This is a genomic window from Plantactinospora sp. CNZ321, assembly GCF_004217235.1.
In genome coordinates, this window is sequence record NZ_SHKQ01000001.1 from 3,017,769 (window position 1) to 3,043,286 (window position 25,518).

The following is a 25,518-nucleotide window of genomic DNA, read 5'->3' on the forward strand; positions in this document are numbered from 1 at the left end:
CGAATCCCCACAGATGGAGCATCCCGGACCTGGGGGTCCGGGGTTCAGGGTTCGTACTCTGTCTGGATCGGCGCGCCCGGCAGGATTCGAACCTGCGACCAACTGCTTAGAAGGCAGCTGCTCTATCCGCTGAGCTACGGGCGCGGGACGTGGTCGTGTGCCCCAGCAGGCTACCGCTGCCGGGACGAGCCTCGGCGAGGACGTGACGATCTGGCCTGCACATACTAGGTTTCGAAGCGTGCAGTTGACGAGCACAATGTTTTTGCCGCTGCTGGTGTCGACCGAAGACGCCAGGTACGGCGAGAACCACCTGCTCGAAGACTTCACCCAGGACCTCGACGTCGGCTACTCGTTCGGGCCGCCGTACGGCGGCCGCCTCGTCACCTGGGACGACCTGGACGAGCTTGAGATCAGCCAGGCCGAGCTGCGGCAGGTGGCCGTCGACAATCTCTACCGGCTGCTGCCCCGGTTGCGGATCGACGGCCAGCCGCCCGCGCCGATGCTCTCGTTCGGCGGGTTGGAATCCACCGTGCTGCTCGCCGCCGAGGTCTGGGAGGATCTGGAGCGGTCCGTGCCGGGCGAGCTGGTCGTCGGCGTACCGGCCCGGGACGTGGTGATTGTCACCGGTACGGCTTCCCGGCCGGGCATCGAGAAGGTGCGGCGGGCCGTGGACCGGGTCTTCTTCGCCGGCGACCAGAATCTGCTCAGCCGTGAGCTGCTGGTGTGGCGCGAGGGCGGGTGGTCGACGTATCGGACGACGCCGGAGCCCGAGCCGCGGGCGGATCGGTGGGAGGAGCCGGGGCGCCGGCGAGGCGCGGCTCCGCAACCGGAGCCCGAGCCGGAGCGGTGGCGGGGTGCCCCGGAGCCGGAGCCTGAGCCGGAGCGCTGGCGGAGCGCGCCCCCGGAGCCTGAGCCGGGACGGTGGCGGAGCGCGCCCCCGGAGCCGGAGCGCTGGCAGGGAACTCCCCGAATTGAGGAGCCCGACCGCTCGGGTCCCCGGCGGTGGCGTGGCGACGCGCGGCCGGAACCGGAGCCGGCGCCCGAGCCGGAGCGCCGGCGGGACGACCCCCGGCCGGCGTCAGGGGCAGGCCGGGCCCGCTGGCATGACAGCCCCCGTCCCGAGCCTGAGCCGGAAGCCGAGCCTGAGCCGGGTCGGTGGCGGGGCGCGTCGGGCTCGGAACCGGGTCCGTACCGCCTGCCTCGACAGCGGTCGGGTGACGGGGGGACGACGGACTGGCCGGAGCGGCCGCCGGTGCGGGGATCGAAGCGACGTAAGCCGAGGCCCAGCGGGCCAACTCGGTGAACACCTGCTGCGATACGGCCGGCCCGGAGAGGGCGCGGTCGCGCAGGGCAATACCAGATCACTTCTTGATCAGGGCTTTTTCCACAGGGCACCCGGTTGTCCACAGGCGAGCCGACAGCGGTGGCTGCCTGACGGGTACGGCGGCGACGCTATCGGTCGAGTCGGCTCGGACGGGAACAACCGGAGCCCTGTGGAGGGACGATGTTCGATACCTATGTAACGATTGTCGGTAATGTGCTGACCGCACCGGAATGGCGGCGTACCACGCAGAGCGGCACCCTGGTGGCCAACTTCAAGGTGGCCTCGACCGCTCGTCGCCTGGACCGGGAGAGCGGGCGCTGGGTCGACGGCAACAGCCTGCGCGTCAGGGTGAACTGTTGGCGGAAGTTGGCGGAGGGCGTCGCCTCCTCGGTGATGGTCGGCGACCCGGTTGTCGTGGTCGGCCGGCTCTACACGCGGGACTGGACCGACGACGCGGGCAACCACCGGACCATGTACGAGTTGGAGGCGGTGGCGGTCGGCCACGACCTCTCCCGGGGGAGGGGACGGTTCGCCCGCAACCGGCCGTCGACGGCGACATCCTCGATGGAGGAGGCCGAGGCGGAGGCCCGGGTACACGGCGAGACCACCGAGTCGGTGCCGTCCGAGGAGGCACCGGTACTGCCCGACGAGCGCCCGTTCGACGACGACGGCGAATACCGGGGTCTGCCGGTACCGCCGGGTCAGGGCTTCGATCCGGTGCACCCGCCGGCCGACACCTTCGACGGCCGGATCGAGCTTGACGGGCTGCCCGACGGTGACGTGACCGACCCGGACGAGACGACCACTTCGTTGACCGGCAGCTCCTACGGCCCGCCGGGCGGTGGTGGGGGAGAGCGGAACGACATCGACGGGGTCGACGTCGGGGAGGACGAGATCGAGCCCGACGGCAACGGTGGGGACGCGCAGAGCCAGGAGTTCCGCGACGAGAACGACGCCGGTACCGCAGACCTCGGCAAGATCGGCGGCGCCGGGCGAAACCGCCGTGGCCGTGGCCGGCTGCCGGTGTCCGTCTGAACGCTTCCGGCCGCTAAGCCTGCTGGCCGGAAGGGGTGCAACCCGGACCTGCCCGGTCCGACTGTCCGGCTCGGATAGGTGGTCGGACAGTCGGTCGCCCGGATCGACGCGGTGGTCGCCTCCGCACCGCCTATCCGGGGAGCCGAGGGTGGGGAGGTCGGTCGCGGCACTGGCCGATCTCCCCACCCGAGCCGTCGGGCCGGGTTGCACCGCGCGGGCAGCCACGGGCGCAGATCGGGTACGTCCCCTCCTGGTCTTCGGGCTATGCCCCGGCCGGCGCGCGGCTGTCAAAGTCCTCCGATTGCTGGCCGTTCCGGGGTGCCGGCACCGTCCCGGTCGCCTGGTCCGGCGCCTCCGGGGCAGGGTCATCATCCGCCTGCTCGGGCTGCCGCTGACGTACGACCGTCCGCGCTTGTATGCGGCGTACGCCAGCGGGTGGCGGTGTGGTTCGAGGTCGGCGTCGAGGATTGAGGAGCCGCATCATCGGTGTCTCGACGAAGCGGAAGAGCAGCCAGGCGGCAGCCAAGCTCACCAGCAGCATGGCGATGGCGACGGCCGGGCCCTGCCAGCCGGGGAACCCGCCGCTGTGCCCGGCGAAACGGAAGATGGCTTTGATCAGGAAGACATGGACCAGATAGAACGCGAACGACACCTCGCCGAGCCAGACCAGTGGCCGGGACCGCCACGGCGACCAGCGGCCGGTGGTGTCCGCCCGGGCCGCGCTCGCGATCACCAGTACGTAGCCGAAGGCCAGCACGGTGGTCCAGAGCTCGGCGCGGATCCACTCCATCGACGCGACCCAGATCACGACGAAGAGGCCGGTGGAGACGAACAGACCCGGTCCTCGCCACTTTCCCCGCAGCATGAGTTCGGCGGCGGCCACACCCATCCAGAACTCGAAGGAGCGAACGACCGGGAAGATCTGGGTGAACCACCAGCGGACGGTCTCCGGCAGCAGTTGCTGGCCCGGCCACATCGCCATGATGAGCAGCGGCATGGCGATGACGACGGCGTAGAGCTGCCACGCGCGCATCCGGCGGATCAGCGGGAGGGCGAACGGCAGCGAGAGATAGAAGAACATCTCGCAGGCGAGCGACCAACTGACGTTGTTGATGCTGTAGAAGTAGCCGTCTACCGGAATCCACGCCTGGACCAGGAACAGGTTGGCCACTGCCGCCTTCAGGTTGACGGCGTCGGACCAGTACCAGGCGAGTGCGAGGACCACGGCCCAGGTGACGAGGTGGTTCGGGTAGATCTTCGCCGCTCGGCGTCGCCAGAAGGCGCGCTTGGTGTCACCGGGCCGGGCGGACCAGACCAGTACGAAGCCGCTGAGGATGAAGAAGAACTGCACGCCGGAGAGACCGAGCGTGAAGACCCAGTCGACGACCTGGCGATATCCGGGTTCAGCGACGATCTGCATCGTGCCGACGTGAAAACCGAAAACCAGCATCGCGGCGACCCACCGCAGTCCGGTCAGGGACGGCAGCCGGTGCAGCGCACCTCCGGTCCCACCGCCGGATCCGTTCGCTGCTCTGCCGGCGGCGGTCGACGGGTCGGGTGCATCCTCGGTGACGGTCGTCACACTGACCATCGCGCCTCCTCGATGCGCACATCGATGGCCAGCACTTACGCCTCCCGTTGGCCGGATCGTGCCGAGATGTTCGGACCTGTGGTCGCTCCCGGCTGGATACCCCCGCTGCCGCGGGTCCGTCCGCGACCCTATCCGGTGCCGAGGCGGCCCGCGGTCGGCGCGTGCCCAACGAAAGCGACGTGGGACAGCCCTCCACCGCCCGGATGCTGGGCGGCGATGCCGGATCGAGGGAGCTGTGGGCCGTCGTGCGCTGGCCGTGAGGTGTCGACCGGACCTGGTGACGACCCGGACTAGGCTCCGCAGCGGGGGAGGTGGTGGCCGTGCGCCCAGTAGGCCGGTCCTCGGGAGAGCCAGATAGCCGGTTGTCCGGAGAGCCAGATAGCCGGTTGTCCGGAGGGCCAGACAGCGGATTGTCCGGGAGGCGCGGCGGACCGCGTCCCGGCCGGACGCGCCGGACCGGCAGTCGGAGCGGAGCGCCGGGGTGGCTGGGCAGCGGCACGGCGAACGCGGCGGGGCTGGCCGCCGGCTACGCGCTCGACGCGCTCCTCGGGGATCCCCGGCGAGGCCATCCGGTCGCCGGGTTCGGGCAGTTCGCGAGCGCGCTCGAACGGCGGATGTACCAGCCTCGACGTGCCTCGGGTGCCGGGTTCGCGGCGCTGGCCGTCGGCGTACCTGTGGCTCTCGGTGGGGCGGCGGCGGTCGCCACGCGGCATCGGCCGCTGGCCCGCGCGGCGCTGGTCGCGGCCGCCACCTGGATGGTGCTCGGGGGACGGACGCTACGGCGGGAAGCCACGCTCATGAGCCAGGCCCTTCGCCGGGCGGACCTGCCGGCGGCACGGCAACGCCTCGGCCACCTCTGCGGGCGGGACCCGGCCGCGCTGGACGAGCCCGAACTCGCCCGCGCCACCGTCGAGTCGGTGGCGGAGAACACCTCCGACGCGGTGGTCGCCCCGCTGGTCTGGGGCGCGGTGGCAGGGTTACCCGGACTCCTGGGCTATCGGGCGGCGAACACCCTGGACGCGATGGTCGGTCACCGCGCGGAGCGGTACGCCCGGTTCGGCACCGCCGCCGCCCGCCTCGACGACCTGCTCAACCTGGTGCCCTCCCGGCTGACCGGGCTGCTCACCATCGCCGCCGCCCCGCTGGTCCGGGGCGACCGGACGCGTGCCTGGCAGGTGTGGCGGCGGGACCGGGCGGACCATCCCAGTCCGAACGCCGGACAGTGTGAGGCGGCGATGGCCGGCGCGCTCGGCGTCCGGCTGGGCGGCCGTAACGTCTACTTCGGGCGTTCCGAGGTCCGGCCGTTCCTCGGCGACGGCCCCCGGCCGGAGCGGCGGCACATCGAACGGGCCGCCCGGCTCTCCGGAGCGGTCGGGCTCGCCGCGCTGGGCGTGGCCGTGGCGTACGCGGCCACGAGCCGGCCGCGTCGGGGCGCGGGCGGTTGGCTCGCCCGCCGGTGGGCAGCCGGATGAGCCCGGTGAGCGGCGGGCTGCTGGTCGCCGGTACCACCTCGGACGCCGGCAAGAGCGTGCTCACCGCCGGCATCTGCCGCTGGCTGCACCGCCAGGGGGTGAGCGTGGCGCCCTTCAAGGCGCAGAACATGTCGAACAACTCGGCGGTGGTGGTCGGGCCGGACGGGCGGGGCGGCGAGATCGGTCGGGCCCAGGCCATGCAGGCCGCCGCCTGCGGCGTGCCGCCGGACCTGCGGTTCAACCCGGTACTGCTGAAACCCGGAAGCGACCGGTCGAGCCAGGTCGTGCTGCTCGGCCGGGCGGTCGACACCATCACGGCCGGCAACTTCCGCGCCCTGCGTCCCCGATTGGCCACGGCCGCCTTCGAAGCCCTCGCCGAACTGCGCGCCGAATACGACGTCGTGGTCTGCGAGGGGGCGGGCAGCCCGACCGAGATCAACCTGCGGGACGCCGACTACGCCAACATGGGGCTGGCCCGGCACGCCCGGCTGCCGACAATCGTGGTCGGCGACATCGACCGGGGCGGTGTCTTCGCGTCGATGTTCGGCACGCTGGCCCTGTTGGACGCCGCCGACCAGGAGCTCGTGGCCGGTTTCGTGGTCAACAAGTTCCGCGGTGACCTGGACCTGCTCCGTCCCGGGCTCGACATGCTGACCGAACTCACCGGGCGATCGACGTACGGGGTGCTGCCCTGGCACGTCGACCTGTGGCTCGACGCCGAGGACTCGCTCGCCTACGGGCGGGTGCTCGGCCGGCCGGCACCGCCGAAGGGTGGCGAGTGGCTGGACGTGGCGGTGATCCGGCTGCCCCGGGTCTCCAACGCCACCGACGTGGAGGCCCTGGCCACCGAGCCGGGAGTACGGGTCCGGCTGACCGTCGAGCCGGCCGAGGTGGCCGCCGCCGATCTCGTCGTACTGCCCGGTACGAAGTCGACGGTGGACGACCTGGACTGGCTGCGCCGTACCGGCCTGGCTGACGTGGTGCAGGCGCACGCGGCAGCCGGGCGGCCCCTGCTCGGCATCTGCGGCGGCTACCAGATGCTCGCCCGGCACATACACGACGAGGTGGAGAGCGGGCGAGGGCGGGTCGCCGGCCTCGGCCTGCTACCGGTCGAGATCACCTTCGGCGCCGCCAAGACCGTGACCCGTTCGATGGGGACGGCGTTCGGGTCGGTCCCGGTCCAGGGCTACGAAATCCACCACGGGTACGTCTCCGGTGCCGACCCGGCACCGCCACCACTGATCCACCACCCGGATGGCCGGCCGGAGGGCGCGGCGGTCGGTCACCTGTTCGGCACCCACTGGCACGGCGCCTTCACCTCGGACCCGTTCCGGCGCCGCTTCCTCACCGAGGTGGCCAGACTTGCTGGCCGGCACCGCTTCCAGGTCGCCCCGGACACGTCGTTCGCCGCCGCCCGGGAACGCACCCTGGACCTCCTCGGCGACCTGGTGCAGGAGCACCTCGACACCACCGCGCTGTGGCGGCTCGTCGAACAGGGACCGCCGGCCGGGCTGCCGTTCGTCCCGCCGGGCGCACCTCCGGCACACCCGACGACCACCCAGCGCGTCGCGGCGGAACAGGCCCCTGCGCCGACGTGAACGGGGTGACCCTTCGGGCGTCGACCCGGCCGGGTCACCTCCGCACAGTCGGCCGGGCGGGGTGACCCTTCGGGCGTCCGCCGGGCGGGGTCACCTCCGCGCGCGTCACCTCCGCGCGTCACCTCCGCACGTCAGCCGGGTGGTCGGCACAGGGCAGTCCCGCCCGCCGCCAGGCATCGAAGCCGCCGATCAGGTCCGTCGCCCGCCACAGTCCCAGGGCTCGGAGACTGGCCGCCGCCAGGCTGGAACTGTAGCCCTGCCGGCAGACGACCACGATCTCGATGTCATAGCCGACCGCCTCCGGGATCCGGGACCCGCTGGCCGGATCGAGCCGCCACTCCAGCACGGTCCGGTCGATCACCAATGCCCCCGGCAACTCGCCCTGCTCCGCCCGCTGCGGATCGGTACGGGTGTCCACCAGCAGCGCCCCGCGCCGCACCGCCGCGAGAGTTTCCAGCGGTGTCAGACGGCGTACTCCGGCGCGGGCGCGCGCCAGCAGCACCGCCACACCCCGATCCTGGTCCGACACCGGATCATTGTCCGCCTGCCCAGGTCACCGACGGGTAGGGTCGGCCGGATGTCACCCGTCGTGGAGCCGTACGCCGACCTGGCGGAGCGGATCCTGGGGCGGCCGGCCCGGCTGGGGCGTACCCGACTGGTCGCGGTCGACGGGCCGAGCGGAGCCGGCAAGACGGTCTTCGCCGGCCGGCTGGCGGCCGCGTTCGAGGTCGCCACGCCGGTGGTGCACACCGACGACCTGCTCGACGGCTGGGCGGACCAGTTCACCTTCTGGCCCCGGCTGGAGGAGTGGATCCTCGCCCCGCTGCGCAGCGGTCGGTCAGCGCGGTACCGCCGGTACGACTGGACCCGGGACCGCTTCGGGCCGGACTGGACGGCGGTGCCGCCCGCCCCGGTGGTGATCGTCGAAGGAGTCTCCAGCGCCCGTGCCGCCATCGCCGCCGAACTCAGCCTCGCCGTCTTCGTGACCGCACCGGTGGACCTGTGCCGGGACCGTACCCTCGCCCGGGACGGCGCTGCGCTGGCATCCCGGCTGGCGGTCTGGCGTCGCGGCGAGCGTGCGCACTTCGCCGCCGACCGCACCGTCGAGCGAGCCGACCTGGTGGTGGACGGCGCCACCGGCTCGGTGCGGGACGGCACCGCCTTCGTCCGGGTCCGGTGACGGACTGACCCTGGTCCGCTTATGGACGTATCCGCATCGCTGGGGCACGATCGGCAGGACAGGGCCGACGCGCGGCGGGCGGGGGGACACCATGACGGCAGACGGTACGGGTGGCACTCCGGCCCGGCGACGGGTGGTACTGCGCGGAATCAGCTCCCGGGCCTGGGAGCATCCGGCCGACCGTGGTGCGCTGACCGCACTGCGCGAACTACGCGGCTTCGACGACGTGGTCAAGGCCTTCTTCGGGATGTGGAACGAGCGCGGCTTCCGGCTCTCCTACCTGGCCTCCGCGATCCGGGTCGACCACCGGCAGTACTCCCGGGTGTACCGGCTCTACGCCGAGGCGGGTGCCGCGCTGGACGTGGCCGAGCTGCCCGAACTCTTCGTGACCCAGTCGCCCTGGCTGTCCGGTGAGGCGATCGGTCTCGACCGGCCGTTCATCGTGATCACCTCTGCCGCCGTCAACCAACTCGACGACGACGAGCTCCGCTTCCTGCTCGGCCACGAACTGGGCCACGTGGGCAGCGGGCACGCCGTCTACAAGACAATCCTCACCATCCTGACCCGGTGGGCGGCAAACCTGAGCTGGCTGCCGGTCGGTGCGCTCGCCCTCCGGGCGATCATCGCCGCGATGCTGGAGTGGTGGCGCAAGGCGGAGCTGTCGGGCGACCGGGCCGGACTGCTCGCCGGCCAGGACCCGGCGGCGGCGCTGCGGGTACTGATGAAGCTGGCCGGCGGTGGCGACCTGAGCCAGATCGACACGGCCGCATTCCTGGAGCAGGCCGCCGAGTACGAGGGTGGCGGTGACCTCCGGGACAGCCTGCACAAGATCCGGATGACCGCCTGGAGTACCCATCCGGTGCCGGTGGCCCGGGCGGCGGACCTGCGCAGGTGGGTCGACTCCGGCGCGTACGCCCGGTTGCTCGGCGGCGACTATCCGCGCCGGGACGATGACGGTCTGACCTCGGTGTCCGCCGAGATCAAGGCTGCGGCGGAGGCGTACCGGGAGGCCTTCGGACGATCCCAGGATCCGCTTGTCGGCCTGCTGCGCCGGCTCGGCGACGGCGCCAGTGACCTTGGCGAGTGGGCCGGCGGCAGCGCGGGTCGGGCCCGTTCCTGGGCGAACGCGGCGGGTGAGGCCGCCGCTCGGGCGGCCGGTCGTACCCGCCGGAACGACAAGCCGGGCACGACCGGCTCCACCGGCCCGGCACCCGGGACCGACGGAGAGGCACCGGAACCGCCGACCGGGCAACCCCGGTAGCACTCCGCCCGCCGACAGCCTGGACGAGCGTCCACCGGGGTTCGGATGATCACGCGTCGTCCGGGGTTCGGATGATCACGCGGCGCGGCGCGGCATACGATCTTCGGCATGACCACGACTATCCGCACCGAGTCCGAACTTCGTGCCGCGATCGATCGCGAGCTGCCGGGCGTACGGGCCGACCTGGAGCGGCTGGTCCGGATCCCCGGGATCGCCTTCGACGGCTTCGACCACTCCCAGCTCGAGCGTTCCGCCGAGGCGGTCGCCGAACTGCTGCGCGGCTGCTCTCTCGACGTGCGGGTGGTCCGGTCCGGCGGCCAGCCGGCGGTGATCGGCCGGCGTCCCGCGCCGCCCGGCGCACCGACCGTGATGCTGTACGCGCATCACGACGTGCAGCCGGTCGGCGACCTGAGCCTCTGGCAGAGTGACCCGTTCGAGCCGGTGGAGCGGGACGGCCGGCTCTACGGACGGGGCGCCGCCGACGACAAGGCCGGCGTGCTGGCCCACGTCGCCGCGTTGCGGGCCTTCGGTGACGCGCTCCCGGTCGGCGTGGTGCTCTTCGTCGAGGGTGAGGAGGAGTACGGCTCCGACTCGCTGGAGCGGCTTCTCACCGAGCACCGGGACGAGATCGCCGCCGACGTGATCGTGATCGCGGACTCCGGCAACTGGGACATCGGCGTACCGGCGTTGACGACATCGCTGCGCGGCATCGTCAACTGCTTCGTGGAGGTCCGCACCCTCTCCCAGGCGGTGCACAGCGGCATGTTCGGCGGGGCGGTACCGGACGCGCTGACCACGCTCTGCCAACTCCTCGCCACCCTGCACGACCCAGCCGGAGACGTGGCGGTCCAGGGGCTGGTCAGCACGGCGGGTGCCACCGTCGACTATCCGGAGGATCGGCTGCGTGCCGAGGCCGGGATGCTCGACGGGGTCTCGTTCATCGGCACCGGCCGGCTGACCGACCGGTTCTGGAACAAGCCGGCGATCTCGGTGATCGGGCTGGACGCCCCGCCGACCGCGGAGGCGCCGAACGCCCTGGTCCCGTCGGCGAAGGCCAAGTTGAGCGTCCGGCTCGCCCCGGGTGACCAGGCCGCGAAGGCGTACGCGGCGTTGACCGAGCACCTGCGCCGGCACGCCCCGCACGGGGCGAGCGTCACCGTGACCCTGGAACACGACGGCGAGCCGTGCGTGATCGACGCCTCCGGCCCGATGTACGACGCGGCCCGCGCCGCCTTCCGGACCGCCTGGGACGGCGTCGAGCCGGTGGACATGGGGATCGGGGGCTCCATCCCGTTCATCGAGACGTTCCGCCGGATCTTCCCGGAGGCCGCGATCCTGGTGACCGGTGTGGAGGACCCGTACGCGCGGGCACACGGGCCGAACGAGAGCCTGCACCTGGGGGAGTTCGCCAGGGTCTGCCTGGCCGAGGCGCTGCTGCTGGTCAAGGTCGCCGAGGCGGCCGGCGCCCGCTGAGCCATCCGCGGCCGCCCAGCGGACCCGGCGGTTCACGGATCGAGCGGGTCCATCCGGGGGATCGGCCGACGAGTCGTTCCGATCCCCCGGACGGGCCCGGCGGCTTTCCGGCGCCCGGACCGGTTACTCGGCGGGCGGGGGTGCCGTCGACCGGCGCCGCCGGCCCACCAGCAGCAGCACCGCGCCGAGCAGCAGGGCAGCGGCGCCGACGGCGGCGATGGGGCCGGTCCGGACCCCGGTGATCGGGAGCCCGTCGTCGCCACCGTCCGCGCCGCCACCGCCGCCCGGCTTGTTGATCAGGAGCTGGGCGGTGTTGCTCTTCGGTCCCGTCTCCGTCGACGGTCCGAGGGCCCGGATCGTGATCGTGCCGTCGGTACCCGGTGTCGACTTGATCTTCAGGCGTACCGCCGACGACACGACGCCCTCGCCGGAGGCGGTCGCCAGCCACTGGCTCTCGGTGCCGCAGTCGACCTCGGTCAGCTCGGCGACCGGCTCACCCTGCTCGTCCCGGAACGCGCACCACTGGCTCGGCAACAGGACGGTGCCGCTCGGCGCGACGATCCGCCACGCGGCACCGCCGTCCGACGGACCGTGGTTGGTGATGCGGTACGGCACCTCCACGGTGTCGCCGACGGAGCCGGTGACCGGCGTCGCGCGTACCTCGAGGTCGTGGCTGTTGGGCTTGGTCCAGATGCCGAACTCGGCGACGTGCGGCTCGGCCGCGGGGGTCAGCTGGGCCGGGTCGCCGCCACCGGTCGGGGCCTGCCGGCCCGGTGTGGTCGGCTGTCCGGTGTCGCCGGGCTGTTCCGGCGTTCCGGGCTCGACCCGGGACCGCTGCTCCGCCCCGGCCGCCCTGGCCCGCAGCTCGGCGACCTTGGCGGCCAGCGACCGGCCGTCCGGCGTCGCTGCCCGGGGCCGGGTCTGCGGGAGCGGCTGATCCGGTACGCCGGCCTCGAACCGGCCGCTCGCCTCGGCGGGCCCCGGGAGGTTCTTGCCGAAGACGACGTTGAACGCCGCGTCCCCGGAGACCGGATCGGAGAAGGCGACTCCGCTGCCGGGTTCCAGGATCAGGTGCATCTGGCAGGTCACCCGCCGGGGGCCGTAGACGTAGCCCGCCGGTGGCTCGCCGGGGAGGTCGTCATCGTAGACGCACTCGGTGTACCGCTCGACGAATGTTGCCCCGAGCGGGAGGGTGATCGTCAGGCGGAAGCCGGGCAGGGTGCTCTTCCCGAGGTTGAACACCCTGGCGTCCAGGCCTCGGCGGTCGCCGCCGCCGACCCGCTGCTCGGCGCTACCGAGGTCGCCGACCTCGGCGACCAGGCCCGAGCCGGTGGCCCGGATGCTCACCGGAAGCTCGTACGTCGCCGAGACCGCACCGTCGGGCCCCTGGCCCGAGACGCTGACCTGGACGAACCCCGCCGGACCCGGCCGGGCGTCCGGGGCACTGCGCAGCCTGATCGGCTCGATCAGCCGGCGCTGTCCCGGCGCCAGGTCGTCGTGCCGGCACGTCGCCGTCTTGTGGGACTGTTGGCAGTCCTCGCCGCCGGGCGGGACCGAGAGGATGACGTCGTCGCTGGTGTGCTCGGCGTTGTAGACCGCGCCCACCTCGGTGGCCGGCGCGTCCCCGGTGTTGTGCAGGTGGAAGCCGAGGGTGCTGCCGGTGGTGTCGATCGTCGCCTCGGTGGCGCTGGAGATCTGCAACCGTGGCTGCGCCGCGGCGTACGCCGGGGTGGGGGCGGCGGTGAGGGCGAGCGCCGCGAACACCGCGGCGGCGGCCGCGCCGACCCGCTTGCCTGGGCGGAGGATGCCGTTCGTCATGACTCTCCGGGGGGTCTCGCCGGAGCCCGGGTCCGGAGACCGGACCGCGTCTGGCTGGAGGGGAGTGTGGACAGAGGACGGGTGTCCGTAGTCGAAGATAGTCCACCTGTCCACGAGGGGATGTTCGCGGGAAGAAAACGGAGAAAGCGCCCGGCGGGAGTTTCGAGGCGGTAAGGTTTCGAACATGAGTACGAACGAGGCGATCGCGCGGCTCGACGCCGCGGTCAGTGCGCTGCGGGACGTCGACGTCTCCGCGTGGTCCGAGGATGCGCTCCGGGACCAGCTCGGCGAGCTTTCCACAGTTCTCTGTGCGCTCGACGCCGCTCTCGCCCGGGTGGCCGACAGCGTGCGTGCCCGTGGCCTACGCATTGAGGAACCTGCCTCGGTCTGACCGTCCCTGCCCAGCTCAGCCGGGGGACGATGGCGGGCCGGCCGGAATGATGTCGGTGCTGGCTGCCAGGATGGAGCCGTGCGCTTCGTTGATCTGGCAGCCACCTCCGCGGCCGTCGCCGCCACCTCGGGCCGGCGGGCCAAGGTCGAGCTGCTCGCCGAGGCGCTGCGCAACCTCGCGCCGGAGGAACTCGTCGCCGGTTCGGGTTACCTGGCCGGCGAGCTGCGTCAGCGGCAGACCGGGGTCGGCTACGCCAGCCTGCGTGAGCTGCCGCCGCCGGCCGAGCATCCGACCCTGACGGTGGCCGGCGTCGACGCGGCGATAGCCGAGCTGGCCGAGGTGCGGGGACCGGGCTCACAGCAGCGTCGGCGTCAGCTGTTGGCAGCCCTCTTCGGCGCCGCCACCGTCGACGAGCGGCGGCTGCTGCTCGGCCTGTTCAGCGGGGAGCTGCGGCAGGGCGCCCAGGCGGGCCTGCTGGCCGAGGCGATCGCCCGGGCGGCCGAGGTGCCGCTACCGACGGTGCGCCGGGCACTGCTGCTCGCCGGTGACCTGAAGGCGGTCGCGGCGGCCGCGCTCACCGGCGGCTCGGGCGCACTGACCGGGTTCGCGCTGCAGGTCGGCCGCCCGCTCGCACCGATGCTGGCGCAGAGCGCGGGGTCGGTCGAGGAGGCGCTGACCGCCGTCGGGCTGCCGGCGGTGGTCGACGTGAAGCTCGATGGCATCCGCATCCAGGTGCACCGCTCCGGCGACGACATCTCGGTCTTCACCCGCAGCCTCGACGAGATCACCTCGCGGGTTCCCGAGGTGGTGGCGGCGGTGCGCTCCCTGCCAGCCCGCGAGCTGGTGCTGGACGGCGAGGCGATCGCCCTCGATGCCTCCGGCCGACCCCGGCCCTTCCAGGAGACCGCCAGCCGGGCGGCGACCAGGGGAGCCCGCCGGGCAGTCCGCGACGAGGCCCGCCGCGAGCCGGGCGACCTGGCAGCGGTTGGCGGCGGGCCGGACGAGGTGGCAGCGGTCGGCGGCGGGCCGGACGAGGTGGCAGCGGTCGGCGTGGACGACGCCGACACGGCGGGCGGGACACGGAGCTTCGGCGCGGCGCCGGTCGCACCGTCGACGGCAGGGTCGGCGTGGTCGGTGGGGTCGGTGGACATCTCCGAGGTGCCCCGGATCGGCACCTCCGGCACGGCACCCGCCGAGATCCCCGGCCCGGACCGTCCGGCGACCGTCGCCCCTGCCGTGATCGCGGCGGCGAACACCAGCGGTGGGGTCGTGCTGACGCCGTACTTCTTCGACATCCTCCACCTGGACGGCGTCGACCTGCTCGACGCGCCGGGACACGAGCGCTGGGCCGCGCTGTCCCGCACCGTCTCGCCGGCACAACTCGTCGAGCGGATCACCGTCGACACCGTCGAGCAGGCGTCGACGGCCTTCGCCGCCGCTGTCGACGCCGGGCACGAAGGCATCGTGGTCAAGGCGCCGCAGGCGGCGTACGACGCGGGTCGCCGTGGTGCCGCCTGGGTCAAGGTCAAGCCGAGGCACACCCTCGACCTCGTGGTGCTTGCCGTCGAGTGGGGCAGTGGCCGGCGCAAGGGTTGGCTGTCGAACCTGCACCTCGGCGCCCGTGATCCCGAGACCGGCGGCTTCGTGATGCTCGGCAAGACCTTCAAGGGGTTGACCGACGAGTTGCTGCGCTGGCAGACCGAGCGGTTCCAGGAGTTGGCGGTGGAGCGCGGCGACTGGGTGGTCCGGGTGCGTCCCGAACAGGTCGTGGAGATCGCCTTCGACGGGGTGCAGAGCAGCCCGCGCTATCCGGGCGGCGTGGCGCTGCGCTTCGCCCGCGTACTGCGGTACCGCGACGACAAGAGCGCGGCGGAAGCGGACACCATCGACACCGTACGAGCCATCCACGAGGGTCGGCGTCCCTGACCGGCCGCCGTCGCGGTCACCCCCCGGCTGGGCACGGGGGCCTGACCGTCCGGCATCGACCGGAAGTCAGATCGCGGCCAGCGACCGCGCGTAGTTGACCTGCTGGTGGATCTGCTGGACCTGGAACTGTTCGGTGACCGGGATCCGGGCGACGTATTGCCGGAGGCCGTTGGTCACCGTCACCTGCACGGTTCCACGGTGGACGGTCTCCTTGACGAGCAGGAACAGCAGGCTGAACACGGTCAGTACGCAGAAGCCGACCACCGCAACCACGATCGCCCAGGTCGGCGTCTTCTGCTCGCTCTGCCAGTAGTCCGCGACGTGCCACTGCGAACCGGCGAGTGGAAGGTCGCCACTCGGGGTGCGTACCGTCGACGGGGTGACCGCGATCTCGCCGATCTGCGCGACCACCGGCTCCGGCGAGCCCGGGGCGGTGGGTGGTGGATAGCCGGGCGAGACCGAGGCGTCGGTCGGCCACGGGCGGTTGGTCGGCCATGGATCGGTTGGTGGTGGCGGAGGTACGTCCGGCGCTCCGCTCGGGTCCACACTCATTGCGGCTCCTCCCCAATGCCACACCGCCGGTTTCGCAGACCCTAACCCGGATCGTGGCCGCCGCCACCGTGAGGTGCAGGCGGTGCGTCGATGACCGCAGCCCGACCGGGGTCGGACGGGCAGGCGGTGGCGAGCGCGACCGGGCTCAGCCGCCCGGGGTGGCCGGAGCCGGCTGATCCAGCCGATCCTGGCCGAGCCGGTCCCGGTCGCCGTCCAATAGGTCACCGCGCGCCTCCCGGCGGGCCGCCCAGCAGAAGCCGACCAGGGCCATCGCCGCGAACAGCCACCACTGCACGACGTAGCCGCCGTTCTGCCAGTCGTTCTCGTGCCGGATCGGTATCGCCGAGAAGGCCGGGTCGGCGGCCGGAGTCTGCTCGTCCAACAGCAGATAAGCCGAGTAGACCGGATACGGCAGCTCCCGGGCCAGCGCCGGTACGGCGATCCGCCGGGTCTCGATCCGGCCGTCCCGCCGGGTGACGGCGTCCGGCTTGCTCTCCGACAGGTGAACCCGGCCCACCACCGTCACCTCGCCGGACGGGACCGCCGGGACCTCGGGCCGGGCCAGCGCGCCGCCGCCCTCGGCCGGCGGAATCCAGCCCCGGTCCACCAGGACGGCGCTGCCGTCAGCCAGCCGCAGCGGGGTGAGCACCTCGAAGCCGACCCTGCTCGCCACGGTACGGCTGCGGATCATGATTACGTTCGTGCTGTCGTACCGCCCGGTCACGGTGACCCGGGTCCACGCCGCGCCGGCCGGCGTCGCCGGACCGACCGTGCCCGCCGGGCCGTCCGGCCGGGGCAGCACGTGATGCACCGGCACCGGTGCCAGCGTCGCGGTCTCGTCGATTCGCTCGTTGATCGCGGCCCGCTCCTGGTAGCGGCTCAGCTGCCAGTTGCCGAGCAGCACCATCACGGCGGCCGCGGCCAGGGTCAGCGCGAGGATGCCCAGCCAGCGGGGCGTGAGCAGGAACCGGTACACAGCACGAGGCTACCCGGGCGGCTGCCCCGGTTTGCCAGGTGGCCGGCTCGGCGGGCCGGCGCGGCGCCCGGTGCCGGGTATCCTCACGCGCGTCGGTTCGATCGACGGGTCGGGCCGGGCCGTCCCTCGCACCACCACCGTCCGTACCAGAACCGCCCGCACCGGGGGCGGTGACCGCGCCCCGAGGAGCCGACCATGATCGACGCGCCGCGCGTAGTGGTGAGCGCACCGTCGTCCGGACACGGCAAGACCGCGATCGCGGTCGGCCTGCTCGCCGCGCTCGCCGCCCGAGGACTGGACGCCGCCGGGTTCAAGGTTGGTCCCGATCACACCGACGCCGCCTACCTCGGGCTCGCCGCCGGACACCCCGGCCGCAACCTCGACCCCCGGCTGGTCGGCCCGCAGCGGATCGCCCCGCTCTTCGCGCACGGCTCCGCCGATGCCGAGATCGCGGTGGTGGAGGGCACGATGGGGCTCTTCGACAGCCTGGCCGGCCGGCCCGAGATCGACTCGACCGCCGCGATCGCCACCAGCCTGCGGGCCCCGGTGGTGCTGGTCGTCGACGTGGGCTCGATGGGCCAGTCGGTCGCCGCGCTGGCGCACGGCTTCCGGGCGTACGACGAGATGCTCTGGCTCGGCGGCGTGATCCTGAACCGGGTCGCCTCGGACCGGCACGAGCAACTGCTGCGCGACGCGCTGGACGACATCGGCGTACCCGTCTTCGGGGCGTTGCGCCGACGGGACCTGCCCGCCGTCCTGCCGTCCCGGCAGCACGGCGTGGTGCCGGTGATGCAGCGCGCCGTGGAGGCGTACCGGGGGGTGCGCCGGCTCGGAGAGGCGATCGCCGGAGTCGTCGACCTCGACCGGCTGCTGACGCTGGCCCGCTCGGCGCCCCGGGTGCCGGTGACCGCCTGGTCGGCCGCGGATGCGCTCGCCGAGCTGGGACCGGTCGGCGACCCGCCGACCACGGGTACGGGTACCGTGGTGGCGCTGGCCGGCGGGCCGACCCTGTCGTACTCGTACGCCGAGACCGCCGAACTGCTGGCGGCGGCCGGCGCCGAGGTGGTCGCCTTCGATCCGCTCCGCGACGAGACCCTGCCGGCGCAGACCGGTGCGCTGGTGATCGGCGGCGCGCTTCCCGAGACGTACGCCGAGGAGCTGTCGGCGAACCGCCGGCTCTGCATCGCGGTCGCGGAACTTGCCCGTACCGGCCGCCCGGTGATCGCCGAGGGGGCCGGGCTGCTCTGGCTGTCCCGGGAGTTCGACGGGCGCCCGATGTGTGGAGTGCTGGACGCCACCGGGGTGAGCCTGGACCGGACCGTGGTCGGGTACCGCGAGGCGACGGCCCGGGCGGACACCCCGGTCGCCCGGCTCGGCGCCCGGCTGGTCGGCTACAAGCAGCATCGCGGGGTACTGACCCCACGGGCCGGGCAGACCCCGGCGTGGAGCTGGGGCGGTGGCCCGCCGGAGGGCTTCGTCTGGCGTCGGGTGCACGCCTCCCAGTTGACGCTGCACTGGGCGAGCAGTCCGGTGATCGCCAGTCGCCTGGTCGCCGCTGCCACGTCGGCCGGTACCCCGTCCGGCCCGGCGCCCACGTCGCCGACGGTTCCGGTCGCGCCGGCTGCCGCCGCGCCGTCGGCGGGGGCGGTGGGCCCGGCCGCGCCGGTGTCGCCAGGATCGGTCGGATCGTCGGCTCCGGTCTCCCCGTCGGCTCCGGTCTCCCCGTCGGCTCCGGTCTCCCCGTCGAGCCCGGTCGGGCCGGCTGCTCCGGTGCCACCGGCGGCCCCGGGTTCGCCGTCGGCTCCGGTTTCGCCGCCGGCTCCGGTCGGGCCGGCTGTTTCGGTCTCGCCACCGGCTCCGGTCTCGCCCTCGGGCGCTGGCCAGTCTGCCGTTCCGGTCTCGCCCTCGGGTGCTGGTCGGCCTGCCGTTCCGGTCGGCCCGGACGCAACCGGTCCACGGCAGCCAACTGCCGGCCCCGCGTCCGGTCGCCCTGCCCCGTCTGGTGGTGCTGCCCCGTCTGGTGGTGCTGTCCCGTCTGGTGGTGCTGTCCCGTCTGGTGGTGCTGCGTCACGTGGTGGTGCTGCGTCCTCCGGTGGCGGTGTGCTCCCTGGTGGCGCTGGGCCGACTGACGGCGGTCCGATCCGGCCGGGTGCCGGCTCGCGGGCCGTCCCCGCGCCGAGGGCCGCCGGCTCCGACACCGAGTCGCCGGTGGAGGCTGCCGGACCGGGCGGAACGGTCGGGTCCGAGCCGGCGACCGGCGCCGTGCCGAACAGTCCGGCGGCTGGACCGGTGGCGTGATCTGGATCGGTGGCGCATGATCCGGATCGGTGGCGAGCGGCCTGGGTCTGGCCGATGGGACACCGTCGAGAGGCGGTCGGGCGACGAGTGGGGTGAGCCGGCGGTATGAGCGGAGAGGTGGCAGTGCGCCGCTTTCCGACCCTGACCGTGTCGACGCCTCGGGTGTACGTACGCCCGCTGAGAGGGTCGGACGCGAAGGCGGTCTCGGCGATCTTCGCCGACAAGCAGACTCAACGCTGGCTGCCGTTCCAGCGGGAACTCGGGGAGATCGACGCCGACGCCTGGTGCACCGAGATGGCCCAGGAGCGGCGGGACAGTGGTAATGGCGACCACTACGGCGTGATCCGGCGCGAGGACGAGCGGCTGGTGGGCTGCCTGTGGACCAAGCGCACCGACTGGGGCGGCCGGGTCACCGAGGTGTCGTACGCGATCGCGCCGGAGGCGCGGGGCTTCGGCATGGCGGCGGAGGCGGTCGACGCGATAGCCGTCGCGTTGATCCTGGAGCACGGCTTCCAGCGGCTCGAACTGCGGGTGGCGCCCGGCAACACCGCGTCTCGGCGGGTCGCGGAGAAGGCCGGTTTCACCTACGAGGGGCTGCTGCGCAACGCCGGGTACGTGCACAGCGGCCGGGTCGACCTGGAGGTCTGGTCCCTGGTCGCCGCCGACCTGCACTCACCCGGAACCTGACGGCGACCCGGTCGGTTCCCAGCACGAGGATCCCGCGCCGTCGCAGCCACCCCCGGGGCACCCGGCCGGCGGGACCGCCTGTGGCGGGCTCGGCGAGGACCGGCCCGGTCAGCCGGTGAGTTCGTCCGAGGGCGGGTTGAACTGGCGTACCGGCTGGTCCTTCAGTGCGTCTTTCAGGAATCCGGCGACGGTGTCGATGGGTTTGTTCGCCGGGCCCGAGCCGACCGGGTTCATCGGGCTGTCCGGGTCGGAGAGGAAGCTCGCGGCGGCCAGTTCAGGGGTGTAACCCACGAACCAGGCGGCCCGGTCGCTGTCGGTGGTACCGGTCTTGCCGGCAACCGGCCGACCGACGATGCCCCGGACCCGGTCGGCGGTCGACCAGCCGCCGCAGGACCCCCGGGCCGGGGTGTCCCCGGTCGGGCACCGGGCGGCGTCGGTGGCGGCGCGGGCCGCGTCGGCGCTGACCTCCTGGCTGCACCTCGGCAGCGCGATCTCCAGATCCATCCCGGCGCCGGTCCGGTACGTCGCCGGCATGCCGTCCGGCCCGACGATCGAGGTGACCGGCAGCGCCTCGCAGAACCGTCCCTCGGCGGCGACCGTGGCGTACGCGTTGGCCATCTCCAGCGGGGTGACGTCGGAAACCCCGAGGGTGAACGAGCCCCACTTGTTCGCCTGGATCGGCGACGCCTGCCGCTTGTCGATGTCGGTACGCCACTGCAGGCCCAACCGTTCGGCGAGCCGGACCACGTTCTCGGCACCAACCTTCTGCTCCAACCAGACGAAATACGTGTTGACCGACTTGCCGAAGCCGGACCACATGGTCTGGTGCCCGCTCATCGCGCCGCTGGCGTTCGACGGGCACCAGTAGCCGCCGCAGTCCGTCGGGCCACCGCTGCCGTCCGGGTAGATCGACACGAACCGGTGCGGTGAGTTGAACGCCGTACTGAGCGGAAGTCCGGCGTCCAGCGCGGCGAGCATGGTGAACATCTTGAACGTCGATCCCGCCTGGTAGCCGGGGAGATCTCCGCCGCCGAGCAGCGGGACCACGGTGTTCGGGTAGTTGCCCTTCATCCGGTTGCGCCGGCTCGGGTCGGAGTGTGGGCCGTTCTCGCTCTGGTCCAGCGAATAGTTCCGGTTCACCGCCATCGACCTGACGTACCCGGTGCCGGGTTCGACCGCGACCAGGCCGTGACCGAACGGGCTGTTGTTGGAGATCGCGGACTGCACCTGGTCGTCGGCGATCTCCTGCATCTTCGGGTCCAGGCTGGTGATGATGGTGTAACCGCCCCGGCGCAGCTTGTCCAGGCGTTCGAGCGAGTTGCTGCCGAACGCTGGCTGCGCCGCCCACCAGGCCTTCAGGTAGTCGCAGAAGAATCCCCAGCCGTTGTGCTCCTCCGGCACCGAGATGCAGTCGTTCGGCGGGTTGCTGAGGCGCAGCTGGATCGGTTCGGCCTTCGCCGCCGCCGTGTCCTGTGGAGACAGGTAGCCCATCGCCTGCATCCGGTCGAGTACGTAGTTGCGCCGGTCCGTGGCGGCCTTTCGGTCCGAGCTGGCCGGGTCGTACGTGGTCGGCGCCTTGACCAGCCCGGCTAGGGTGGCCGCCTCGACCGGAGTGAGGTCCTTCGGGAGCTTCGAGAAGAAGATCTCCGATGCCGAGTAGATGCCGTATGCCCGATGGCCGAAGTAGGCCGCGTTGAGGTAGCGCTCCAGGATCTGCGACTTCGAGACCTCCTTCTCCAGGTCGAGGGCGAGTCGCATCTCCCGGAGCTTGCGCAGCGGCGTCTGCTCCGTGGCCTGCCGGGCCTCCATCGGGGTTGTCGCGCTGTCCCGCAGGGCCATCCGGACGTACTGCATGGTCAGCGTCGAGGCGCCCTGGGACACCCCACCGGCCTGCTGGTTGGCGACGAAGGCCCGGAGCACGCCCTTGGGGTCGACTCCGTTGTGCTCGTAGAACCGGGAGTCCTCCGAGGCCACGATCGCCTGCTGGATGTACGGCGACATCTGGGAGAGCGGCACGTACCGCCGGTGTTCCTCGTAGAAGGTGGTGATCAGGGTCGTCCCGTCGGCGGCGTAGACGTAGCTGGTCTGTGCGGGCGCCGCGGCGAGCAGGTCGGCGGGGGTCTTCTCCACCAGGTCGGCACCGGCCTTGGCGGCCAGGCCGCCGACCGCGACGAACGGGAACAACGCCGCCGCGACGACCACACCGGCGATGAGTCCGGCACGGAGCAGGGGTACGAGTCGACCAGGGGCAGGGCGGGTGGTGGGGTCCGTCACGCCTCCAAGCTATGATGAATCCCGGTAAAACATGATAAAGATTCGCGGATATCCGAGCCTTCTGCCCGGTCGCTTCGGTTACCCCCGATCCGCTCCGCGACGCCCGCTGGCCGCCGCGACCGGCCGCCCGGCAGGATCATGCCCATGCACCGGCCAGCACCCGCACCGAAACCCGCCGAGCCCGATCTCGGTCACCACGGCGACGTCGAGCTGGCTCCGGGGCTGGTGGATCTCGCGGTCAACGTCCAGCGGCATCCGATGCCGGCCTGGTTGCGGGAGCCGATCGTCGCCTCGCTGGAGGCGCTGACCGCCTACCCCGATCCAGCCCCGGCCCGGGCCGCCGTCGCCGCCCGGCATCGCCGGCCGGTCGACGAGGTGCTGCTGACCGCCGGGGCGGCAGAGGCGTTCGTGCTGCTCGCCCAGGCACTCCGGGCCGCGCGTCGGCCGGTCGTCGTGCATCCCCAGTTCACCGAGCCCGAGGCGGCGCTGCGGGCGGCCGGGCACCGGGTCGAGCGGGTACTGCTGCCGGCGGAGAGCGGCTTCCGGCTGGACCCCGGACGGGTACCGGCCGACGCCGACCTGGTCTTCGTCGGCAACCCGACCAACCCCACCTCGGTACTCCACCCGGCGGGCGTACTGGCCGGACTGGCCCGCCCCGGCCGGGTGCTGGTCGTCGACGAGGCCTTCGCCGACTCCACCATCCGCGCCGATGCCGATGCCGATGCTGGCACCGGGGCGGGCGGTGGAGCCGGGGCCGCCGGGGACGTCGCCGAACCCGAGTCGCTGGCGGCCCGGCGTGACCTACCGGGGCTGGTCGTGGTGCGGAGCCTCACCAAGACCTGGGGACTGGCCGGACTCCGCATCGGCTACCTGCTCGCTCCGGCCGAGCTGGTCGAGCGGCTGGCGGCGGTGCAACCGCTCTGGGCGGTCTCCACCCCGGCGCTCGCCGCGGCGGCGGCCTGCGCCACGCCCGCTGCGGTGGAGGCGGAGCGCCGGCTCGCCGCCCGGCTCGCCGCCCGGCGGGCGTACCTGGTCCGGCGCCTCGGCGAGCTGCCCCTGGTACGCGTCGCGGGCACCCCGGCCAGCGCGTTCGTCCTGGTGCACCTGCCCGGGGCGGCGCGGGTACGGCTGGCCCTGCGTGACCGGGGCTTCGCGGTACGGCGCGGGGACACCTTCCCGGGGCTCGGCCCCGACTGGCTCCGGCTCGCGGTACGGGACACTGCCACCACCGACCTCTTCGTGGCCGCGCTGGCCGGAATCCTGGAGGCATGATGTTGGACGCCACCCTGGCCGAGATCGGTCCACTCGACGAGCCGGCCATGGCCGCGGCTCGGGACCTGAACGCCAGACTGACCAAGCCGGCCGGTTCGCTGGGCGCCCTGGAGGAACTCTCGGTACGCCTGGCCGGGCTCGCCGGTGCCTGTCCACCACCGCTGCCCGAGCCTGCCGCGGTGGCGATCTTCGCCGCCGACCACGGCGTGCACGCCCAGGGGGTGACCCCGTGGCCGCAGGAGGTCACCGCACAGATGGTGGCCAACTTTCTCGCCGGCGGTGCGGTGGTGAACGCCTTCGCCGGGCAGTCCGGCGCCGCGGTCATCGTGGTCGACGTCGGGGTGGCCACCCCGGTGGCGCAGGTACCGGTGCCGGCGCAGCGGCCGGGCCGCTCGACTCCCCGGCTGGTCGACGCGAAGGTGCGGGCCGGCAGCCGGGACATGAGTGTCCAGCCCGCCCTGACCCGGGACGAGGCACGCAGTGCGGTCGAGACCGGCATCCGGGTGGCGTACGACCTGGTCGACACCGGTGCGGGGATCCTGGTCACCGGTGACATGGGGATCGGCAACACCACGGCTGCCGCCGCGCTGATCGCCGCCTTCGCCGGGATGGACCCGGCCGAGGCCACCGGACGGGGCACCGGGGTCGACGATCCGACGTACGCCCGCAAGGTGGCCGTGGTGCGGGCGGCGCTGGCCCGGCACGTACCCGATCCGGCCGATCCGCTCGGGGCGCTGGCCTCGGTCGGCGGGCTGGAGCACGCGGCGCTGGCGGGCTTTGTCCTGGGCGGCGCCGCGCGGCGTGTCCCGGTGCTGCTGGACGGGGTGAGCGCGGTCGCCGCCGCGCTCGCGGCGGCCGCCTTCGCCCCGGACGCGGTCGGCGCGATGGTAGCCGGGCACCGCTCGGCCGAGCCGGGCGCGAGCGCCGGCTTGGACCGGCTGGGCCTGCTGCCGATAATCGACCTGGGCCTACGGCTCGGCGAGGGCACCGGCGCCCTGCTTGCCTATCCGGTGGTCGCCAGTGCGGTGCGGGTTCTGCACGAGGTGGCCACGTTCGACGCGGCGGGAGTGTCGGAAAATTAACGCTTCCCTATGGCTGGAAGCCGGGGGATTTCTGGCTCAGACCGCACGAGCCCACCGCCCTGGAAGGAGGTGATCGCGTGTCTCACGTCGTCGGCGCCAGCACGGTCACGCTCTGCCGTGGCGAGGATCGTCCTCGCGGCGTTCCGGTCGCGGCAGGCGGTGTGCCCGCAGGTGTCGCACCGGAAGACTCTGACATCCAGCCCGAGGCGGTGCTTGGCTCTCGTACCGCACTGCGAGCAGGTCATCGTGGTGTAGGCGGGCGGTACCAGCACCACCTTCCGGCCCGCCCGCATGCCACGCTCGACCAGTTCCCGCTTCGCCGCCCCGATCGCCGCGTCGGCGGCCTTGCGGGCCATCTGGGATCTGGTGAGGAATGTGGGTGTGAAGTCCTCGACGGCGATCGTGGCGTGGTTGTCGATGACCTTCTTGGCCCAGATGCGGGCGTCGTGGGTGTTCTGCCGGGCCGCCTTCTTCGCCAGCTTCGCCGCCTGCCGTTTGGCGCGCAGGTAGCCGTTCGACGGTGGAGCGCCCTTCGGCCTGCGACGCCGGGCCATCCGGCGCTGCGCCTTGGCCAGTTCGGCGGCGCAGCGTTTGCGGTGGCCGAGGTACGGCAGGTCGTAGGCGGCATCTGTCGTGGTTGCGGTCGTCGTGACACCCCAGTCCACACCGATCCCACCCGCAACGTCAGGCGCCGATGCGGCCTCGCGGCGGACAACGAAGGACGCGTACCAGTGCCCGAGGCAGTCCTGGTAGACCCGGACACTGGTCGGAGCGGACGGCAACTCGCGGGACCAGACGACCGGAATCCTGACGCCGCCGGGCAGCCGCAGTCGACGGTCGCGGATCGAGAACCCGCGCACCGTGTATTCGAGGCTGGGCAGCGTGTCCTTCAACCGCTTGACTGCCGGGCGACCTCGCCCCTTCACCGTGAAGGAGTGTTGAAGGGCAAGAGCGTAGGTACGCAACGTCTGCTGCTGGGCGACTTGAGAGCCTTCCCGCAGCCACGACGAGCCGGCCCGCGCTTCGGTCAGCAGTTTAGACAGCTTGCCGAAGGTGGGTTTACGGCCGGTCTTGTACTGGTGGACGGCCTCGTTCCACAACCAGCGACACCGCCCCCACTCCGCCAACAGCACGGCCTCTGCGGTCACGCCGGGGCGCAACCGGTAGGTGTACCGCACCGTCTCCTCCACAACTGGAAGCATCCCAGCCGCATCCGACAGTTTCGCCCAGCCGCCAGGAGCCGATGCCATGCCGACCACGCCTGACCACCCTCTCCTCCCCATGGCTGAAGCCAGGGCTTGCTCGGGC

General features: G+C 72.7%; 20 protein-coding genes and 1 tRNA gene. 13 read left to right on the forward strand and 8 right to left on the reverse strand.

The genetic code is table 11. The features are described from left to right. Nucleotides 1–71: 71 nt before the first annotated feature. Nucleotides 72–144: transfer RNA gene (locus tag EV371_RS13535), tRNA-Arg, on the reverse strand. A gap of 112 nt (nt 145–256) precedes the next feature. Here EV371_RS13535 and EV371_RS13540 point away from each other — a divergent pair. Both EV371_RS13540 and ssb read left to right on the forward strand, forming a co-directional pair. Further along, nucleotides 257–1,303 carry a hypothetical protein gene (locus EV371_RS13540; RefSeq protein WP_130462360.1) on the forward strand — a complete coding sequence of 349 codons (1,047 nt, stop codon included), beginning with the start codon at nt 257–259 and terminating at the stop codon, nt 1,301–1,303. Nucleotides 1,304–1,504: 201 nt separating this feature from the next. Continuing rightward, the gene (gene ssb / locus EV371_RS13545; protein WP_130462361.1) at nt 1,505–2,359 is read left to right on the forward strand and encodes a single-stranded DNA-binding protein; all 855 of its coding nucleotides are present in this window, start codon (nt 1,505–1,507) and stop codon (nt 2,357–2,359) included. Nucleotides 2,360–2,621: 262 nt separating this feature from the next. Here the strand turns inward: ssb and EV371_RS13550 are convergent, their stop codons facing one another. Further along, on the reverse strand, nt 2,622–3,950 hold the full coding sequence (locus tag EV371_RS13550; protein WP_130462362.1) for an acyltransferase family protein: 1,329 nt from the start codon (nt 3,948–3,950) through the stop codon (nt 2,622–2,624). A 485-nt stretch (nt 3,951–4,435) separates the two neighbouring features. Here EV371_RS13550 and EV371_RS13555 point away from each other — a divergent pair, with 485 nt between their 5' ends. Both EV371_RS13555 and EV371_RS13560 read left to right on the forward strand, forming a co-directional pair. After that, the gene (locus EV371_RS13555) at nt 4,436–5,422 is read left to right on the forward strand and encodes a cobalamin biosynthesis protein (protein ID WP_130465878.1); all 987 of its coding nucleotides are present in this window, start codon (nt 4,436–4,438) and stop codon (nt 5,420–5,422) included. Nucleotides 5,423–5,427: 5 nt separating this feature from the next. Then, the gene (locus EV371_RS13560; protein WP_130465879.1) at nt 5,428–7,020 is read left to right on the forward strand and encodes a cobyric acid synthase; all 1,593 of its coding nucleotides are present in this window, start codon (nt 5,428–5,430) and stop codon (nt 7,018–7,020) included. 118 nt (nt 7,021–7,138) lie between these two features. Here EV371_RS13560 and EV371_RS13565 read toward each other — a convergent pair whose 3' ends face one another. Next, nucleotides 7,139–7,549 (reverse strand): rhodanese-like domain-containing protein, encoded by a 411-nt coding sequence (locus EV371_RS13565; protein WP_130462363.1) that lies wholly within the window; start codon nt 7,547–7,549, stop codon nt 7,139–7,141. Between the two features lie 48 nt (nt 7,550–7,597). Here EV371_RS13565 and EV371_RS13570 point away from each other — a divergent pair, with 48 nt between their 5' ends. The 3 genes from EV371_RS13570 to EV371_RS13580 all read left to right on the forward strand — a co-directional run bounded on the left by EV371_RS13570 (nt 7,598) and on the right by EV371_RS13580 (nt 10,934). Beyond that, nucleotides 7,598–8,200: a hypothetical protein gene (locus EV371_RS13570; protein WP_130462364.1), complete on the forward strand. Its 603-nt coding sequence runs from the start codon at nt 7,598–7,600 to the stop codon at nt 8,198–8,200. Nucleotides 8,201–8,291: 91 nt separating this feature from the next. Beyond that, the gene (locus EV371_RS13575) at nt 8,292–9,461 is read left to right on the forward strand and encodes a M48 family metallopeptidase (protein ID WP_130462365.1); all 1,170 of its coding nucleotides are present in this window, start codon (nt 8,292–8,294) and stop codon (nt 9,459–9,461) included. Nucleotides 9,462–9,569: 108 nt separating this feature from the next. Then, complete coding sequence (locus EV371_RS13580; RefSeq protein WP_130462366.1) at nt 9,570–10,934, forward strand: dipeptidase; 1,365 nt, start codon at nt 9,570–9,572, stop codon at nt 10,932–10,934. 123 nt (nt 10,935–11,057) lie between these two features. On the opposite strand, the gene EV371_RS13585 is transcribed toward EV371_RS13580, so the two are convergent. After that, the gene (locus EV371_RS13585) at nt 11,058–12,752 is read right to left on the reverse strand and encodes a hypothetical protein (protein WP_130462367.1); all 1,695 of its coding nucleotides are present in this window, start codon (nt 12,750–12,752) and stop codon (nt 11,058–11,060) included. Nucleotides 12,753–12,936: 184 nt separating this feature from the next. On the opposite strand from EV371_RS13585, the gene EV371_RS13590 reads away from it, so the two are divergent. Continuing rightward, nucleotides 12,937–13,143 (forward strand): hypothetical protein, encoded by a 207-nt coding sequence (locus tag EV371_RS13590; RefSeq protein WP_130462368.1) that lies wholly within the window; start codon nt 12,937–12,939, stop codon nt 13,141–13,143. Nucleotides 13,144–13,221: 78 nt separating this feature from the next. Beyond that, nucleotides 13,222–15,069, forward strand: coding sequence for an ATP-dependent DNA ligase (locus EV371_RS13595; protein WP_130462369.1), 1,848 nt, complete (start codon nt 13,222–13,224; stop codon nt 15,067–15,069). Nucleotides 15,070–15,135: 66 nt separating this feature from the next. Here the strand turns inward: EV371_RS13595 and EV371_RS13600 are convergent, their stop codons facing one another. Together EV371_RS13600 and EV371_RS13605 are read right to left on the reverse strand one after the other, a co-directional pair. Further along, nucleotides 15,136–15,621, reverse strand: coding sequence for a hypothetical protein (locus EV371_RS13600; protein ID WP_130462370.1), 486 nt, complete (start codon nt 15,619–15,621; stop codon nt 15,136–15,138). 145 nt (nt 15,622–15,766) lie between these two features. Next, entirely contained in the window at nt 15,767–16,597 is an 831-nt protein-coding gene (locus EV371_RS13605; RefSeq protein WP_130462371.1) for an SURF1 family cytochrome oxidase biogenesis protein, read from the reverse strand. A gap of 195 nt (nt 16,598–16,792) precedes the next feature. On the opposite strand from EV371_RS13605, the gene EV371_RS13610 reads away from it, so the two are divergent. Together EV371_RS13610 and EV371_RS13615 are read left to right on the forward strand one after the other, a co-directional pair. After that, on the forward strand, nt 16,793–18,895 hold the full coding sequence (locus tag EV371_RS13610; protein WP_130462372.1) for a cobyrinic acid a,c-diamide synthase CobB: 2,103 nt from the start codon (nt 16,793–16,795) through the stop codon (nt 18,893–18,895). Between the two features lie 105 nt (nt 18,896–19,000). Next, nucleotides 19,001–19,582 (forward strand): GNAT family N-acetyltransferase, encoded by a 582-nt coding sequence (locus EV371_RS13615; RefSeq protein ID WP_130462373.1) that lies wholly within the window; start codon nt 19,001–19,003, stop codon nt 19,580–19,582. 108 nt (nt 19,583–19,690) lie between these two features. Here EV371_RS13615 and EV371_RS13620 read toward each other — a convergent pair whose 3' ends face one another. Further along, complete coding sequence (locus EV371_RS13620) at nt 19,691–21,856, reverse strand: transglycosylase domain-containing protein (RefSeq protein ID WP_130462374.1); 2,166 nt, start codon at nt 21,854–21,856, stop codon at nt 19,691–19,693. A gap of 138 nt (nt 21,857–21,994) precedes the next feature. On the opposite strand from EV371_RS13620, the gene cobC reads away from it, so the two are divergent. Next, nucleotides 21,995–23,128, forward strand: coding sequence for an Rv2231c family histidinol phosphate aminotransferase CobC (cobC, locus tag EV371_RS13625; RefSeq protein ID WP_486484597.1), 1,134 nt, complete (start codon nt 21,995–21,997; stop codon nt 23,126–23,128). Continuing rightward, nucleotides 23,128–24,210, forward strand: coding sequence for a nicotinate-nucleotide--dimethylbenzimidazole phosphoribosyltransferase (gene cobT / locus EV371_RS13630; RefSeq protein WP_130465880.1), 1,083 nt, complete (start codon nt 23,128–23,130; stop codon nt 24,208–24,210). Before cobC ends, cobT begins: the two co-directional genes overlap by 1 nt. On the opposite strand, the gene EV371_RS13635 is transcribed toward cobT, so the two are convergent. Further along, nucleotides 24,207–25,412, reverse strand: coding sequence for an RNA-guided endonuclease TnpB family protein (locus EV371_RS13635; RefSeq protein WP_130462376.1), 1,206 nt, complete (start codon nt 25,410–25,412; stop codon nt 24,207–24,209). The two genes, cobT and EV371_RS13635, sit on opposite strands and share 4 nt — an antisense overlap. Nucleotides 25,413–25,518: the final 106 nt, after the last annotated feature.